The following is a 14,659-nucleotide window of genomic DNA, read 5'->3' on the forward strand; positions in this document are numbered from 1 at the left end:
AACCCCCTCTTTATTTTTCCAATGCTCCGTGCATCATTTTTTATCCTTTTGTCCCTCGCGTCTAAACCAGCCGCTTCGAACAAAGAGAAAGTAAAAGATAATCGGCATAGGCACTTGTATTAAACCCCATAACCCCCACAGCCACGGCATGCTTTCCCGTTTGCGCGCGTCTATAAATAACCAGGTCGACTGTGCCATTAAGACAATAATGAGCAAAACCCAAAACCAAATCGGCAGTACCTTCAGCTCTTCCATCCGCGCACCTTCCTTAAGCCGAACGTCAAGCTGGCGTAACCAATTCCGGTTGCCGCAACTACGGCTTGAAGAATAGCAAACCAAACCCAATTGCGGTCAATTATCCAAACCATGACGGCGAAAATGAAGCAAGCGGCAGCCCACAGGAGCATCAGCTCCTTGAGCAGTTTTTTCTTCGTTTCCTGCTTATGCCTATCCACAAACGCCTCGAACTGCCGCAGCTCAGGAACATCAGGCCCATGCGAAGCATCAAACCGGGTTAATGCATTCTTGAACTGATCGTTGAACCACTGCTGATCGTCAATCTCCTCTTTAGGCTTCTTCATGCTCCGTCAGCTCCTTCCGCAATTGTTTTAACCCATTGTGCAGCCTGGATTTTACTGTTCCGACCGGAATATCCAGCATCAAAGAAATTTCCTCCTGCGCATAACCGTAATAATATTTGAGCAATACCGGAATTCGAATATCGCTGTTCAACTGGCCTAGGGCTTGCAGCGCTTCTGTCCATTCTTCTCCGCGCTGCAAGGTATCGTAACGAATAGACCTAAGCGATTGCTCCTCTTTCAGCCAATGCCGCTCCAGCTCGCTCCGGCGAATCCGGTCAATAACGATTCTCGAGGCTATCGTAATGAGCCAAGTCGTAAATTTAGCTTTCCCGCGAAATGTCGCTATTTTCTCAATCGCTTTCAGCATCGTCTCCTGCGTGACATCCTCCGCACGGCTTTTGTTCATCGTTACTTTGAGCACGTATTGATATAAAAAAGAATAATGCTGCCGCAGCAGCTCAGAGAGCGCACGCGTGTCTCCTCGAACTGCTTGCTTAATCAGCTTCGTCTCGTCTTGCACGAGCGCTGGACCTCCCTTGCCGAATTCGGTTATACAGCTTAGACGGATAGCGGCTTGAATTCGTTCATTCCATTTCAAAAATATTTACACGATAAAAAAACTGCGGAAGCGGAAAGCTCTTCTGCAGCTCAGGAAAGGTATTCGCTATTCTTTTATTTGACTGCGGCTGTACCATCGCCAGACAGGCTCTACGTCCGCGCAGTCAAGACATTTTACTTTGTATTCGAAGGGACTTCCCATCACATGGACCGACAAGGTTAACAGCTGCTTGCGCTGCTGTCCAATCGAGCGTTTCGCCCTCATCGTTACCATTTGCGGCCGCCGAACCAAATAAGTAGATCTCGTTAAGAAACGATTGCGAAGCGTGAGCTGTCCATCCTCCAAGTTGACGCCGGCCGCGAGAAAGCAGCTTCTTCTCCACCAAATGACAACCGGTACGAGCAGCAGCGACCATAATCCGTCTTCCTTTAGAAAGAAGATAGAGGCTGCACATAAAAGCAGCACCAGTACTAGCTCGACTCTAACATAATAAAGCAGCGCGCGCTTAGGGGCCCCTGTCAAGATTTTCGCCGGGGAATGCTTCACCTGCGGCACGAAATCGCCAAGCACCTTCTGTATATCGGAACGCTTCAAGAAGGGATGCAGCATTAGCTGCTCCATCTTGTCAGAAGATACGATTTGAAGCTGAATCTCAGCATAACCAAAAGCCTGACGAAGCAATCCTTCTTTAACGATGACAGCCTGCACTTTTTTGGGGTCAAACACAAAAGACTTCTTTTCGAGCAGCCCGTAAGAAACGGAAATCTGCCTGCCGTCTCTTTTGACAGTAAAACCGCTGTATTTAAACACATACAACAGCATGGAGAGGAGCCAAGCAAAGCCTATTCCTGCAATCACGATAAATATAATAATGAAATAGCTTGGCATCAAGTTTGTAGAGTCCTCTACGACCGTTTCGAAAAAATGATCCGGCAGCAGCTGATTGAAAATATCATTGCCAAAGGAGTACAATCCCCCCATAAAAGCCGCAACGAGCCCGAAATTCATAGAGGTTGCGGCTGCCTGAAGCAGCTGTCCCGCATGAAGCGTGAATGCGGGTTTATGCGAGATCTCTTCGTCCTTAGGCTCCGTCGCGAGCCGTTTATGGTTTATGCTCACAACTAGGGGAGCATCGGCTTCTTGATTGGGTATTCCTATGGCGGCGGTATCTGTTTGGCTTTCCGGCTGGGCTGCCGTCGAGGCTTGCTTTTTGAGCATATGTTGAATGGCATTTGCTTCCTTAAGCGACAGCGCCGGCAGAATACCGTCCGCCTTCTTGTTGCCGCCCGGCGTCTCGATCTTCACCTGCGCCACTTTGAGAATCCTCTGAATAAGAGGCTGCTCTACGTTAACCGAATGGATACGGGTATAATAAATCGTCTTCTCATCCCTAAACAGCCAGCCTTTGCGAATAATGATCCGATCGCTCTCCAGCCAAAACCCGAAACGCCTCCATTCGATATAACTGAAAGCAAGGATGACTAAGGAAAGAGCGGCAGCGCCTGCATACCAGTACCAATCCAGCCCCGTGAAGTCTGTTCCTTTCAATAGTCCGATTAAGATAAACGGAATAAAGCCTCGAATCGTATTTAGCAGGCCAAACAATATGTAAATGGGATGCAGCGTACGTCGATTATTCATCTTGGTCATCCACCTTAGCCAAGACGCCGATTTGGCGTTTGAGCTGCTGCGCCTCCCCAAGCTTAAGCCCGTTGATCCGATGCGTAGTTGCGGCCGTTACGATGGAAACGCTGGCTAAATCATATTTGCGCATAAGCGGCCCGCTTTCGAGCTCGACATGCTGTACGCGCACCATCGGAACGAGCACGTTGCTCAGAAAGATCACGCCGGATTGGATTTCCAGCTCTTCGTCAAACAGCTCGTATTGAAAACGCGAATACTTCAATTGGGGGATGATCCAGGTAAACAGGACAAGTGAAACCATAAATAAGGACAATGCAATCCATCCGGGAATCAGCGTCCAATCCCAAATGATCGCACAGGTGAAATAAGCGATAATTACAGCAAGAAAAATACCGTTCGTAATAAGCTCGCTAATACGGTAAACCGTAATATAATCGCGATGAAGCCGCCTTGTTAACTCCCGATCCATGGATGAATCTCCTCCTCTTATTTACGGCAGCACAATAAGCTCTGCCTTGGAACGAGTAAGCGCTCTCGGCCCCTGCTCTGTAATGAGATAGCTGTTCTCGATCCCCACCACGCCCTGACCGGGAAACGTGAATTTCGGTTCAACCGCAAGAACCATTCCCGGCTCCAGCGGCATTTGAAAGCCCTTGGCAAGCACCGGCCATTCATCAATCTCCAGCCCGATGCCATGACCCAGAAACTTCGCCTGATCCGCGCCAAAGCCCATAAAATGGTCGGACAGATTGGCTGCCGCGCAGCCTTCAAGAGCCGCCTCGTAAAGCTTTGAGCAGGGCGTGCCGGGAACCAGCAGCTTCTCGGCCATAACCATCAGCGACTCCGATACCCCGTAGGCATGCTGGAGCACTGCCGGCAGCGTTCCAATAACCGCCGTACGGGTCTGATCGATTACATAACCGTCCACGCAGCAGCCAATATCGATCAGTATCGGCTCGTTCCGCTTAATAACCGACCGGCTTACGCTCGTAGGCGACGCCGCACCAAGGCCAAGCCCGCCCGCTGGGCCGTCAAAATACGACGGGACAGCCGCAGCCGCTCCCGAAATGACCATACCGGTCGTAATCTCTTGATTGTAGCCGCGAAGGCGCATTACGCCGATGTGGCCGCGTATACGAAGCTCGTATTCCACGCGCGCCATCCATTCCAGCTCGCTGATTCCTTCCCTTAGCACATTCAGCGCCGAGCTGAGCGCTTCCGCGACAACTTCTGCGGCCGCTTCGATCCGGCTTACTTCCCAAGGCGATTTGATCATTCGCATTTTGCGTATGTGGGTTGACCCGTCCACGATTTCGCAGCGCGCGGAGGAGCCAAACAGTTCCGAAAGCTTTAAGTAAAGCTGTGCCGGCAGCACATCCAGATCCGCCGCCATTCGAAGCCCTGATCTTTTACCAAACAAATACGCGTAATCCCGGGCCAGCGTTTCCCCAAATCGCCGAAAAGCACCTAGCTCCGTTACCTGAACAGCGGTCTCCAGCTTGGCACGCTGAACACTGCGCCGAACGTAAAAGGTAGCGTTGCCGGTGCTTGGAACAAACAAATATCCATTTTGCATCGATCCGCAAAAATAATAAAGATCTACATTCTGAGTAAGAAGAAACGCATCCAAGCCCTCCGCTTGCATAACGGCCTGCAAACGTCCAATTCGCTGATTTATGAGCTCTGCCGGAACATCGGCAACAATATCCATCACGTTGACAATCAACTCCTATACCAAGCTTAAACGGCTGATGCCGTCCTTGGCGGCAAAAGCTCGTTTCGCGGTGAAATATAAGCAACGTATAAGGTTGAATTTTATACTTTCTTATATTTTAAAACCCTCCCCTTATTACACCAATTTTCCAAAATTTCGTCAACCCGCGACGAGCTCTGCCGCCCCCTTAATATTCCATTCTATGGGTTCCAGCACCTGAAAGGCGCGCGGATAAACCATATGAACGATTATCACGACTCCCGGCTGGTTTAATGTAACCTCATAGTCGTAAGCCTCATTCCGGTACGTGTACGGAAAGGTTTCGTCTGCATTTACAATCTTAAACAGGACCAGCTCAACCGGCTGCTTCAAAAAAGATCCCGGCAGCGGCGCGCCGCTTTCATCCAGCTGCAAATTCTCCTGTAAATACAAAGATGCCGCAGCAGCGGCCTTATCGGGCGCAAGGGAAAGTAAACCTTCCCCGAGCGCAGCCGTATCAAGCTGCTGTGCCGCCGCATGCGCTGCCCGGTTAACGGCATGCTTGCCTTGAAACAAGGTTTTCATGGCGAGCTCTTCCTCCACCTGCAGCAGATGAATCGAGAGCCAGACCGACATCATAACGACGATAAGCAGCAGCTTGTACAACGATACACCCGCTTCCTCCATTTATGGCACATATTCGCTCATTTTCATGCCAAACGCCCGCATGCGCTCACTCGGCAGGGGAGGCGTCAAACCTATTAAGCGGTCAATTTCAAATAAATCCTCGTACGGGTAGCTCATCGTAAGCGATATTCCCGTCCCTCGCGGCAGCGGCGCATTGGGATCCGACGCCGCAAGTCCGCTCGTCGCAGCCAGCTCGAAGCTGATATCGTCTGGCCGCATTCCAAAGCGGGCCAAGCGCTGCCTTGACTGCTCCTGCATCTCCTCACTGATATAGCCATAGGTTCCGCTCGCCCCAACTTCCAGAAGATAATCGACCTCCTGCTGCAAAACCGCTTGCCTGACAATAAGGACATGCTTATAGATCGGAGAGAACATGAGCCAGCACAATAGGGCCGCAAACAGGACAAAAATCAATATTTGCTTCACGGGCTCATGCTCCTGATATGAGTGCTCACCGAGCTGCCGGCGCCATCCATTTGCCTCTTCATTCCCGTGTCGCCTTCGGCAACGGCTTGGTAGCAAATGAGCACCGTCACAAGCAGCAGCATTGAGATTAGAATTCCTCGCAAAATAAACACCTCCGCTAGCTTTGGCCAATATAGCTCAGAGTGATTACGGAAGCATCTGGCTGATCCGTGTGTTTGCCGATGTTCCTTGCGACTCGATTTGGCTGCTTGTTCCCGTCGCATCCTGGGCGATAATCGTGTTGAATAAGACGATTACGACTACAAGCATCATAACGGTCATTAAAATATTACGCATGCCTCCACCTCCTTCCGCAAAAAAATGATTTCAATTAAGAGATTGGAACAGTTTCTGGCCTTCTCTTACCCAGGGGTAAATAAATATTTGGAAGGTATACAAAATCGGTATGCCCGCGATAACGAATAAAATATAAGAAGTGGATTCCTTGCGGCTTTCTTTGGCCAGGTCGATTTTCTCCTTATAATCTTCGATCCTCACGCGAAGCAGCTCGTAATATTGAGGGCTTTCATGCAACCGTAGGGCATCGAGCGTTTCGACAAAGCTCATGCCCTCTTCCGTACCTAATCGCTGCTTAAAGCGCTGGAGAGCTCCTGCCGCATCATGATACCACTCCGCCAAAAGCCGCTCTAAGTCGAGGCGGATCGCCCGCGTGAAAGGGATGCAGCGAAGCAGCTTCGCGTGGACATGCAGCGAGGAATCCGATAAGTAAAGCAGCTGCTTGCTGATGACAAAGATTTCTTTGGTCACCTGCAATGCGCGCATTTTACGAATAGAGCGCAGCCATGCCAAGTCCATATAAATCAACAGCATAATCAAAAGCAAGGCGGGACCGGCATAGGAGATTGGAATATACGGGTTTAGCCGCTCATGCCCTACCGCAACGATCATAACCAACACGCCGCTTACGCAAAATAGCACTCTTCTTGCGACAACGTACCAAGCTGCATCCGCCGTTATTCCGCAGCCGGCAAGCAGGAGCTCTCTTTCCATAAAGGAGGCCTGCTGCCTTGAGAGAAAGGCCAGCCGCAGCCATTTATCCGGCACCTGCCTCGTTCGCCAACCGGTTACGTAAGTCAGATGCTTCCACCTGGCAGGACGCTCGGGCCAAAGCTGCAGCAGCGCATAAATCGCAGCCATACCGAATATGTACTGGCCAATAAAAAAAGCAAACCTCAACATTTCCTCTGTCCACGCCGGCATATAGGGCCTCCTTTCACATTTTTTTGCGAGACAGCCATAGTCCCATAAGGAATGACGCGAAAATCAAAACTGCCGCATTGAGCATCATATCCCGGCCCATTGGATCAACGACATAATAATAGTAAGCGTTATCCTTGTTGTACCGCAGATTGATTCCAATAAATAAAGCGAGGAACAAAAGCGGCGAGAAATTCGCTACGCGTATTTCCAAAAGACGATTGCGTTCCTGCTCATTCGCGCGCCTAGCTTTACGCATATCGGTAAGAAGCTCCTTTAAGCTATCCGACACGGACACTCCCTCTACAAGCGCAACCCGTAAAATATGAACAAAATAATCCGCCCACAAATGACCGAGCGATGCAGCAAGCAGTCTGAGGCTCGCTTCATCATCGCCGCGCACGGACAAATTGCGATACAGCTGCTCGAATACGGACTGCATCGGACCGAGCAATCTCCGCTCCTCGACCGTGCGCTGCAGCGCTACCCGTACTTGCCGCTCGCCCGTTACGAGGTAGCATTGATAAAAAAGCTCAACCGCAGGCAAAAAATCCATTTGCGTCTGCATCCGGCGGTGTACCAGCAGCGTCCTTAGAACCGTGTAGGGCAATGCGCCCAGCAATGCGCCAAACAACAAGGTCCCTTTGATGCTTTGAAAGAAGATACCGCCGCCGGCGATGCCCGCCAGCAGCAGCAAGGCGGATATACATGCGAAGGAAGCCGGCGTTATTTGCAAGCGCAGCGTTTCCAGCAAATCCGATAAATGCCGGTACAGCCATACAAAACGCTTAAAGCGCTCTGCTGCCCGTATACGCAAGCTGCCATTCGTCCGGTATGCCAGCTTGCTGACGAGCTGCTGCTCCCTCGACCAAAGCAGCAGCAGATTAAAGATAGCGATATATAGGAAGCAAAATAATAGCCCTGCCAACGCTGCGGTAGACAGCTCATTCATGGCGGCTGCCTCCGGCAGCAAGCCTGCTGGCTGCAGCCTCGGAAGGCGGCGCCGGGAACAGCCAGTTGTCCTTCGCTTCGTCGAACCGCACCCAGTCCCTCACATGCGCTTGACCATCCTCCCAGCACAGCTCGCCAATACGGCTAATGACTCGTCGTCCTCGCAGATAGCTCATTTCAATCCCTACCTCCGTCACATATTGCGTGATGCGTTTGGCCAGCCGTTCGGCATTCATGCCTCTGCCGTCAAGCATGCACATATCCGTGATGGCCTCCGGTACATCCTCCAGCCGATTCGCGTGCACGGTTGTCATGCTCCCGGAATGTCCCCGCGTACAAGCTCGAACGTATATGTTCGCATCCAAGTCGCGTATCTCGGCATGAATGATACGCTGGGGCGATTGCCTTAGCGCAAGCTTGAAGGCCTGATCCGAACGGTGATAGCTATCCTCTTCATCCGTCATGTATTCCACTACGTTTTTGCTTGGAAAATCACGCCCGAGCATCATCTCGAATCGCCCCTCGATCGTAATGATCCGCTCTTCATCGGGCAGCTCCGCAATCAGCGCCTTCATCAGATTGGTTTTGCCCGAATTTGTCGGGCCAATGATGACAACATTAAACCGTGCAGCCAATATCGCTTTGAGCATGACTCGTATTTGCTCGTTCAACGTACTATATGCCGGGCTGCCCAGCGTCTCCAGGCTGAAGCTGCGCACGGTATAGAAGCGAATCGTCAAGGTCGGGCTTGCCGTGAAGCCAAAGCCTGTCATCGTTACGCGAGATCCATCCCGCAGCATGACTTCTGCCCATCGCTTCCGCGGATTAATGCGGTCATTATTGTACAAAACCAAATTTTGCTGAATGCGCTCAACCTCCCGGATACTGTCAAAGCGGTAAGGCGAAGACGTCGTAACGCCATTTTTAACGATAAAGATTTGGACGCCCACAACCTGTATCTCCTCCAAGCTGTCCTTATCAGCAAGCACTAGTTCCAGCACATTCAGTCCTATAACTTCCGCGAACAGGGCTTCTGATAACGTTTGAAACGGATGCCGCACATTTGCTGTGCCGTGGATGCGCAGCCTAATCAACCGATCCGTAATGACGGCCAGCACCTGCTCCCGCTCCTGCGAATAACCAAGCACCGCGCGATTGAGCGTCTCGCTATACTGCCTGCGGTCTTCTTCACCCAATCCATGCGGGGCGCTTAAATAGGACCGGATATCATCCGCAAGGCTCGCGAATTCTCCTTGCGCATCTGCTGTTAAGTAAGGTGAAACCGGTTCATGATCAAGCTTCTCCCGCTCCGATTGCATTTGAGCAGCAAATTCAGAGGGTGAAAATCGATTTGGCTGCGCGGTCACGAGCCTGTACCATTGCCGTTGCGATGGGTAAGAAGCTTGCGATACCAAGGCTGCACAGCTACGGAAGTCGCCATGCTTCGAATGCCATGCCGGCGCATGATCGCATTCGCAGGCTCTTTCATCGCTTTCTTGCCCTCCAGATCCGTTTTCAGCCACTCTGCATAACTCCCGTTATCCAATTGGCTAAAGACCGGCTCGCTTAATTGCAGCTGACCGAGTGCCGAGGTCCCAAGCTCTTTACAAATATGCTTCATCTGATAACCTCCATTTTTCCATGGTCCATTAATGATGACTGTATCGTACAGCTCGGGAGCAATCCCGAATAATGGCGAAACCTGGCCAATCCAGCGTTTACCATCTTCTTGAAAATGGGACAAAGCCGGCGTGGTAACGAGAATGCGCGTGCCAGCCCTTCGAATCGAACATATCGTAGCCGCGTTATCCCAATATGCGCCCACATCGATGACTATAAACGCGAAGGTCTGTTCAGCGACCGTTAGCAAATGATCAGCTTCTTCCGGCGTAAAATACTCGGCTTGGTCCCTCAACAGATTACCGAATAACACCTGCACATTCGGTTGGCTCGGAACGGTGTACGCGGCTCTGCGCAGCTTGTCCGGCGTCAGCGTATAAGAGCGAAGCTCGGGACGCAGCTTGTCGAGCGTAACAAGCGGCTCGCCAACGCCGATATAGCGGTGAATCTTCGCGCTTTTGAGGTTAAGGCATAAATAACCGATCGGCTTGCCGCTTGCTTCTCCTATCCGGCAGGCTGCAGCAAACGCCGCTGCCGTCGTTCCAATATTAGGGGTTGTGCCAATAAAAACAGCATGTGGCGCTAAGGCTCCATTCACCGCCCCTCCCCCTCCTCGCCCATCTTCAGATCAAGAGATTCCGGGCTATACGCAACGACCAGCTTCAAAGAGCCGCTTTTACACAAGCCGTCCAGCAGGAGCCATTGTGCCTCCGTTAGATTTAAATTCAAATATTCAATCATGCCGTTAGCCTCGCGCCTGGATGCGTACATCTGCTCTTTGTTTCCCTCGGCACGCGAGAACAAGTTCGGATTCTCGGGATTATCGATTTCGACATTACCCGATGATTTCACCGAGGCTACGGTTACCGCTTCCGTGAAGAGCCGCTCAGAGGGCGAACCTTCTCCCGAAACAAAAAGCTGCACCTTATCCCCTGCCCTGATGCCGTTTGAAATGGAACGGATATACTCCTTCGGAATTTGAAAGGTTGATTCCGATCGTCTGGGCTGCAAATAAAAATCGTCGACCTTCCATATCAAAAGCGGCTCCCCTTTGCCCAAAGGAATAACCGTTTCTTTTCCGGCAGCCTGTTCCAGCTTGATGACCATATCCGGGACGAATGCGGTTTGCGGAACCATTTTATACTCAAGATCACTTTCCTTCAGCCGCTCTCCTGCCCCAATAAAGCGCTTCGGCACAAGTACCGCTACCGTTTCCTCTTTCTCGATCTGGATACGCTGAAGCTCGTACATGCCGTAAACTAAGCTTGCGGAAAGCACTGCGGCTGTCAGGCTGATGATGGCATTTCTTCTCTTCTTCATCGTCACTCCTCTCTGAGCATAAAAAAAAGAACGCACCAGCAGCCATCTAAGGCGTACTGCGTGCGTTCTTCGCATAATAGTGCTCATATATAGGTTTGCAAAAGTAATTGAGTTCATAATAGCAATACAAATTTCATTTGTCTATCATTATTTTACCAATTTCATCAGTTTCCTGTAAAATGCAACAAAAAAAGGCATTCAGCAGAAGGCCGCCCTTCGATTGCTAAATAGCCTTCACCCGTTAAAAATCAATTAAGCCTACGCTGATTAATAAAGCATCATCAACCTTACGCATCGTTTCATCATCCAAATGCGTAATTTTGTCCGTTAATCTTTGCTTATCGATGGTCCGAATCTGCTCGAGAAGCACAACGGAGTCCCGGTCAAAGCCATGCGCAGCTGCATCCATTTCAACATGGGTGGGCAGCTTCGCCTTCTGGATTTGAGCCGTTATCGCAGCAACGATGACCGTAGGGCTGAACCGGTTCCCAATATCATTTTGAATGACCAGCACGGGGCGAACTCCGCCCTGCTCCGATCCGACGACAGGCGATAAATCCGCAAAAAAAACATCACCACGTTTTACAATCAACCTCTACACCCCGCTAACGAGACGGCCTAACGTATGATCTGCTTCTTCCTCCGCTTGAAAAGCTTCCGAGGCCATGTTCAGGTTTATTTTCGCCATTTCCATATACCCGCGCTGCATGGATTCTCGGATTTGACGTTTTTTGCGCTCCACCAAATACAGTTTCATGGCTTGCCGAATAAATTCGCTGCGGTTGGAGTTTTCCTTGGCTACAATCCCGTCAACCTCCTCCAGCAAATGATCTGGCAGGCTAATCATGATTCTTTTGGTATTTTGTACATTGGCCACCGAACTCGCACCCCCAAAACTTTTCCATAACCTTAATACTCATTATGACATTATATTGCCGTCGCTATACTTCAACATATCTATGATAGCCGTATATCAAATATGCTGCATGTTTTCATGTATAGCCTTTATTGATGATCTGCCTTACTACATTCGTGGTATTTGGCGAAAATCCTCTTCATTTACGAAAAATTGTAAAATGAAACAATTACCAATTCAAATTATGTCTAAGCTATGGGGTTTTGAATGGCTGTAACTCGGCCGTCGTTAATATAAATACGAGGTACACGTGCAGCAAGCATACAGGTTACTTCATAGTTTATCGTGCCAAGCTGATCTGCCACTTCTTCCACCGTTATAACCGATTCGCCTTGGCGGCCTATAAGCACGACCTCTTCGCCCGGCTCAACGGCCAGCGCTGTATCCGAAGCCGCAGCATCAAGCGCAATCATGCATTGATCCATACATATCGTACCGAGTATTGGAAGCTTCACGCCGCGTATTAACCCCTGGGCTTTGCCCGTCAGCATACGGCTGTACCCGTCTGCATAACCTATTGGCAGCGTTCCGATACGTTCTTCCCCTTTCGAGAAATAACGCGTACCGTAGCTGATTCCCCAGCCTGCAGGCACTGTTTTCACCATGACGACTTCCGTCTTAAGCGTCATCACCGGCTCGAGCGTTATGCGCTGCCGATTCACTTCATCGGACGGATATAAGCCGTACATGCTGACACCAAGACGCAGCATGCCTCCCGCCCATTGCGGCGTGTCGATTCCGGCAGCGCTGTTCGCTGCATGAATGATGGGAATTGGCCAGCCTTGCTGCTCGATATGTTCTGCCACTTCACGAAATCTGTCGTATTGCAGCATCGTATAATTCTTGTCGGCCTCATCTGCGCGCGCATAATGCGTAAACAAACCTTCAACTTCAAGCTGAGGCACCTGCATGGCTTTCTGGATAAAGGACAGGACCGCATCCTTGCCGATCACGCCTAACCGGCCCATGCCGGAATCCATTTTAATGTGCACTTTTAATTTGCGGCCGCTGCTGTCAGGCGGCAGCTTTGCAGCCGCTTCGATAATATCATCGCGAAAGAGACTTATCGTAACATCATGGCTCCTTGCGACAGACAAAGCATCCGCCGCCACGAATCCTAGTACAAGAATCGGGGTTTGGATGCCTGCCGAGCGCAATTGCAATGCTTCGTCCAGAAAAGCAACGCCTAAATAGTCTACGCCAAAGCGTTCCGCTTCCCGCGCGACCTCAACCGCGCCATGTCCGTAAGCATTCGCTTTTACGGAGGCCATGAGCCTGCAATCCTGAGGAATTGCGTTACGAAAAGCCTGTAAATTATGTCTTAATGCATCTAGTGACAATTCAACCCTTGTCGGGCGGTAATACGAATCCAAGCCGTTCACCTTCTCCTTTACTGGCAGCCACAACAGTCCGAGCAGCAAACATCAATAGGAATAATGTTAAACCCTGCCGCTGAGACTGTCAATGAAACGAACCCCGAAAATGGCTAGTACGTCTTGGAAAATCGTCTGTTTATCCTATTTATTTCCCGATTTCTCCCTGTACCGACTGCGCCACCTTAATCATTTCGGATTCAGGAAGATTGGCGCTGGTGAGACGGAATTGATGGCCCTCATAGGTCCAAACCAGCGTCTGCTGCTCATCGCCGCTAAGCTGACCCATCGTGAAACCGAGATCCACCATCATGCCGGGAACGATGGAAGCGGCTTGGTCTTTTGGCTCCGTTTGAATAAGCGTGTAGCTGTAATCGCCTGAATAACGAAGCATCAGGCCAGGGTTGCCGCCAAACACGATGTCAACAAGCTCCGGCTCGTTAACGCCGTCTGGCAGGTACGACGGTTTCATTGCGGTAAAATCAGCAGTCTCATCCGGTTTAGCCCCGGTCGCTGCATCATCACCCTCATTTTCAGCTGCATTCCCACTGTTGTCCGTCTGATCGTCACCATCGACAGCGCTGTTATTATCCGTTTTATTTCCGCTATTATCCGCATTGGAATCCGCGTCCGCGTCTGCGTTATTTCCTGCATCTTCATTAGTACCTGCATTAGCGTCTGCGTTATTTCCTGCATCTGCATTAGCATCCGCATTAGCATCTGCATTGTTTACCGCGTTGTCTGCTGTACCGTTCGTGCTGCCTTCATCCGGCTCTGTCATGGTTGGTTCTTCTGTAGATTGACTGGAAGGCGTTGCTTTCATATTCGCTTCCGTCTCGAACACGGCTTTGTCGAATTTCGGTCCAAAATCAAATGTATCGAATTTGACCTCGACCATTACGGCTGCATTCGTATCGCTGACTTCTACCTGAACCGGCTTGTAGTCCGATTTATTGAGCCAAATTTTTTGGCGGGCAAGCGAACCGTTATTATAGTTAGCCATGACATCGAATACATAGTTGTCTTCATCAATCACAAACTGCCGGGAATTATCAACGAGAATGCTTTGGATAAGCGTTTGGTACAAGTACACTTGGCCTTGATTTTGCGGCCAATCGCTTTGGAAGCGGAAAACTTTATTCAGCTTCGGTGTGAGAACGAATACGCCGTCGTCATTGCGAAGCACGATTTGTGTAATGTCCTTCTCTTCATTCGTCAACTTGATCCGATAGTATTGCGGCTTTTGATAAGATACTTCTACTTTATACTCGAGTGGCTGCTGCCCCGTCCGCAGCGTCATCGTGCCGCTTCCTTGATAGCTCTCCATGCTGTTTACTACTTTGTCGAGCTCCTTAACCACGGACTCGGCGTCCTTCGTTCCGCAAGCTGCTAGTACTAATGAAAAACATAATAATATTGCCGCGGTCCATGTCATGCGACGCATGTAATCATCCCCTCTGCACATTGTTTTTTACTGGCTGATAACATGTCTATGAGGGGACTTGACCAATTATGCGGACTAGTTGCAGCTTGGCTACAAAACAAGTTCATACCGGAGGTTAATACAACCGGAAAATCGCGCCCGTGTCGCGCTTTTCTACTAATAATTCTCTATTAAGCTTGATTCCGCTT

Annotated in this window: 19 protein-coding genes; all 19 read right to left on the reverse strand. The window is 50.2% G+C overall.

The annotated features are described in order from the left end of the window. Nucleotides 1-33 precede the first annotated feature (33 nt). On the reverse strand, nucleotides 34-255 hold the full coding sequence (locus tag MRBLPE1_RS30825; protein WP_364153702.1) for a sigmaY antisigma factor component: 222 nt from the start codon (nucleotides 253-255) through the stop codon (nucleotides 34-36). Then, nucleotides 243-581: a DUF5345 family protein gene (locus MRBLPE1_RS30830; protein ID WP_364153705.1), complete on the reverse strand. Its 339-nt coding sequence runs from the start codon at nucleotides 579-581 to the stop codon at nucleotides 243-245. Before MRBLPE1_RS30830 ends, MRBLPE1_RS30825 begins: the two co-directional genes overlap by 13 nt. Further along, nucleotides 568-1,101, reverse strand: a complete 534-nt coding sequence (gene sigY, locus MRBLPE1_RS30835) for an RNA polymerase sigma factor SigY (protein WP_364153708.1) — start codon at nucleotides 1,099-1,101, stop codon at nucleotides 568-570. Before sigY ends, MRBLPE1_RS30830 begins: the two co-directional genes overlap by 14 nt. 144 nt (nucleotides 1,102-1,245) lie before the next feature. Continuing rightward, a complete protein-coding gene (locus MRBLPE1_RS30840) occupies nucleotides 1,246-2,781 on the reverse strand; it encodes a PH domain-containing protein (RefSeq protein ID WP_364153710.1) in 1,536 nt (511 codons plus the stop codon). After that, the gene (locus MRBLPE1_RS30845; RefSeq protein WP_364153713.1) at nucleotides 2,774-3,253 is read right to left on the reverse strand and encodes a PH domain-containing protein; all 480 of its coding nucleotides are present in this window, start codon (nucleotides 3,251-3,253) and stop codon (nucleotides 2,774-2,776) included. Before MRBLPE1_RS30845 ends, MRBLPE1_RS30840 begins: the two co-directional genes overlap by 8 nt. Before the next feature lie 21 nt (nucleotides 3,254-3,274). Further along, nucleotides 3,275-4,495 carry a M24 family metallopeptidase gene (locus tag MRBLPE1_RS30850; protein ID WP_364154247.1) on the reverse strand — a complete coding sequence of 407 codons (1,221 nt, stop codon included), beginning with the start codon at nucleotides 4,493-4,495 and terminating at the stop codon, nucleotides 3,275-3,277. 162 nt (nucleotides 4,496-4,657) lie between these two features. Next, on the reverse strand, nucleotides 4,658-5,143 hold the full coding sequence (locus MRBLPE1_RS30855) for a hypothetical protein (RefSeq protein WP_364153716.1): 486 nt from the start codon (nucleotides 5,141-5,143) through the stop codon (nucleotides 4,658-4,660). A gap of 21 nt (nucleotides 5,144-5,164) precedes the next feature. Further along, nucleotides 5,165-5,590, reverse strand: a complete 426-nt coding sequence (locus MRBLPE1_RS30860) for a hypothetical protein (protein WP_364153718.1) — start codon at nucleotides 5,588-5,590, stop codon at nucleotides 5,165-5,167. Further along, the gene (locus tag MRBLPE1_RS30865; RefSeq protein ID WP_364153721.1) at nucleotides 5,587-5,733 is read right to left on the reverse strand and encodes a hypothetical protein; all 147 of its coding nucleotides are present in this window, start codon (nucleotides 5,731-5,733) and stop codon (nucleotides 5,587-5,589) included. Before MRBLPE1_RS30865 ends, MRBLPE1_RS30860 begins: the two co-directional genes overlap by 4 nt. Before the next feature lie 43 nt (nucleotides 5,734-5,776). Beyond that, on the reverse strand, nucleotides 5,777-5,926 hold the full coding sequence (locus MRBLPE1_RS30870; protein WP_364153724.1) for a hypothetical protein: 150 nt from the start codon (nucleotides 5,924-5,926) through the stop codon (nucleotides 5,777-5,779). Nucleotides 5,927-5,956: 30 nt separating this feature from the next. Further along, the gene (locus MRBLPE1_RS30875) at nucleotides 5,957-6,850 is read right to left on the reverse strand and encodes a hypothetical protein (RefSeq protein WP_364153727.1); all 894 of its coding nucleotides are present in this window, start codon (nucleotides 6,848-6,850) and stop codon (nucleotides 5,957-5,959) included. Nucleotides 6,851-6,863: 13 nt separating this feature from the next. After that, nucleotides 6,864-7,799 carry a type II secretion system F family protein gene (locus MRBLPE1_RS30880; protein WP_364153730.1) on the reverse strand — a complete coding sequence of 312 codons (936 nt, stop codon included), beginning with the start codon at nucleotides 7,797-7,799 and terminating at the stop codon, nucleotides 6,864-6,866. Beyond that, nucleotides 7,792-9,117 (reverse strand): ATPase, T2SS/T4P/T4SS family, encoded by a 1,326-nt coding sequence (locus tag MRBLPE1_RS30885; RefSeq protein ID WP_364154250.1) that lies wholly within the window; start codon nucleotides 9,115-9,117, stop codon nucleotides 7,792-7,794. The genes MRBLPE1_RS30880 and MRBLPE1_RS30885 overlap by 8 nt, the downstream gene beginning before the upstream one ends. Before the next feature lie 44 nt (nucleotides 9,118-9,161). Beyond that, a complete protein-coding gene (locus tag MRBLPE1_RS30890) occupies nucleotides 9,162-10,016 on the reverse strand; it encodes a hypothetical protein (RefSeq protein ID WP_364153733.1) in 855 nt (284 codons plus the stop codon). Further along, nucleotides 10,013-10,738, reverse strand: a complete 726-nt coding sequence (locus tag MRBLPE1_RS30895) for an SAF domain-containing protein (protein WP_364153735.1) — start codon at nucleotides 10,736-10,738, stop codon at nucleotides 10,013-10,015. Before MRBLPE1_RS30895 ends, MRBLPE1_RS30890 begins: the two co-directional genes overlap by 4 nt. A gap of 241 nt (nucleotides 10,739-10,979) precedes the next feature. Then, entirely contained in the window at nucleotides 10,980-11,330 is a 351-nt protein-coding gene (locus MRBLPE1_RS30900) for a type II toxin-antitoxin system PemK/MazF family toxin (protein WP_028609438.1), read from the reverse strand. 3 nt (nucleotides 11,331-11,333) lie between these two features. Further along, nucleotides 11,334-11,615: a CopG family ribbon-helix-helix protein gene (locus MRBLPE1_RS30905; RefSeq protein ID WP_028609437.1), complete on the reverse strand. Its 282-nt coding sequence runs from the start codon at nucleotides 11,613-11,615 to the stop codon at nucleotides 11,334-11,336. Nucleotides 11,616-11,842: 227 nt separating this feature from the next. Beyond that, a complete protein-coding gene (alr, locus tag MRBLPE1_RS30910; RefSeq protein ID WP_364153740.1) occupies nucleotides 11,843-13,027 on the reverse strand; it encodes an alanine racemase in 1,185 nt (394 codons plus the stop codon). Between the two features lie 148 nt (nucleotides 13,028-13,175). Continuing rightward, nucleotides 13,176-14,471, reverse strand: a complete 1,296-nt coding sequence (locus tag MRBLPE1_RS30915) for an outer membrane lipoprotein-sorting protein (protein WP_364153743.1) — start codon at nucleotides 14,469-14,471, stop codon at nucleotides 13,176-13,178. Nucleotides 14,472-14,659: the final 188 nt, after the last annotated feature.

The organism is Paenibacillus sp. LPE1-1-1.1 (assembly GCF_040676435.1).
Lineage (GTDB): Bacteria > Bacillota > Bacilli > Paenibacillales > Paenibacillaceae > Pristimantibacillus.

What these genes read in the sequence shown, in the direction of transcription:
- MRBLPE1_RS30830 (WP_364153705.1), bottom strand. Translation starts at nt 581, where the DNA reads ATGAAGAAGCCTAAAGAGGAGATTGACGATCAGCAGTGGTTCAACGAT.
- MRBLPE1_RS30880 (WP_364153730.1), bottom strand. Translation starts at nt 7,799, where the DNA reads ATGAATGAGCTGTCTACCGCAGCGTTGGCAGGGCTATTATTTTGCTTC.
- MRBLPE1_RS30870 (WP_364153724.1), bottom strand. Translation starts at nt 5,926, where the DNA reads ATGCGTAATATTTTAATGACCGTTATGATGCTTGTAGTCGTAATCGTC.
- MRBLPE1_RS30875 (WP_364153727.1), bottom strand. Translation starts at nt 6,850, where the DNA reads ATGCCGGCGTGGACAGAGGAAATGTTGAGGTTTGCTTTTTTTATTGGC.
- MRBLPE1_RS30845 (WP_364153713.1), bottom strand. Translation starts at nt 3,253, where the DNA reads ATGGATCGGGAGTTAACAAGGCGGCTTCATCGCGATTATATTACGGTT.
- MRBLPE1_RS30915 (WP_364153743.1), bottom strand. Translation starts at nt 14,471, where the DNA reads ATGCGTCGCATGACATGGACCGCGGCAATATTATTATGTTTTTCATTA.
- MRBLPE1_RS30850 (WP_364154247.1), bottom strand. Translation starts at nt 4,495, where the DNA reads ATGGATATTGTTGCCGATGTTCCGGCAGAGCTCATAAATCAGCGAATT.
- MRBLPE1_RS30840 (WP_364153710.1), bottom strand. Translation starts at nt 2,781, where the DNA reads ATGAATAATCGACGTACGCTGCATCCCATTTACATATTGTTTGGCCTG.
- MRBLPE1_RS30885 (WP_364154250.1), bottom strand. Translation starts at nt 9,117, where the DNA reads ATGCAATCGGAGCGGGAGAAGCTTGATCATGAACCGGTTTCACCTTAC.
- MRBLPE1_RS30895 (WP_364153735.1), bottom strand. Translation starts at nt 10,738, where the DNA reads ATGAAGAAGAGAAGAAATGCCATCATCAGCCTGACAGCCGCAGTGCTT.
- MRBLPE1_RS30825 (WP_364153702.1), bottom strand. Translation starts at nt 255, where the DNA reads ATGGAAGAGCTGAAGGTACTGCCGATTTGGTTTTGGGTTTTGCTCATT.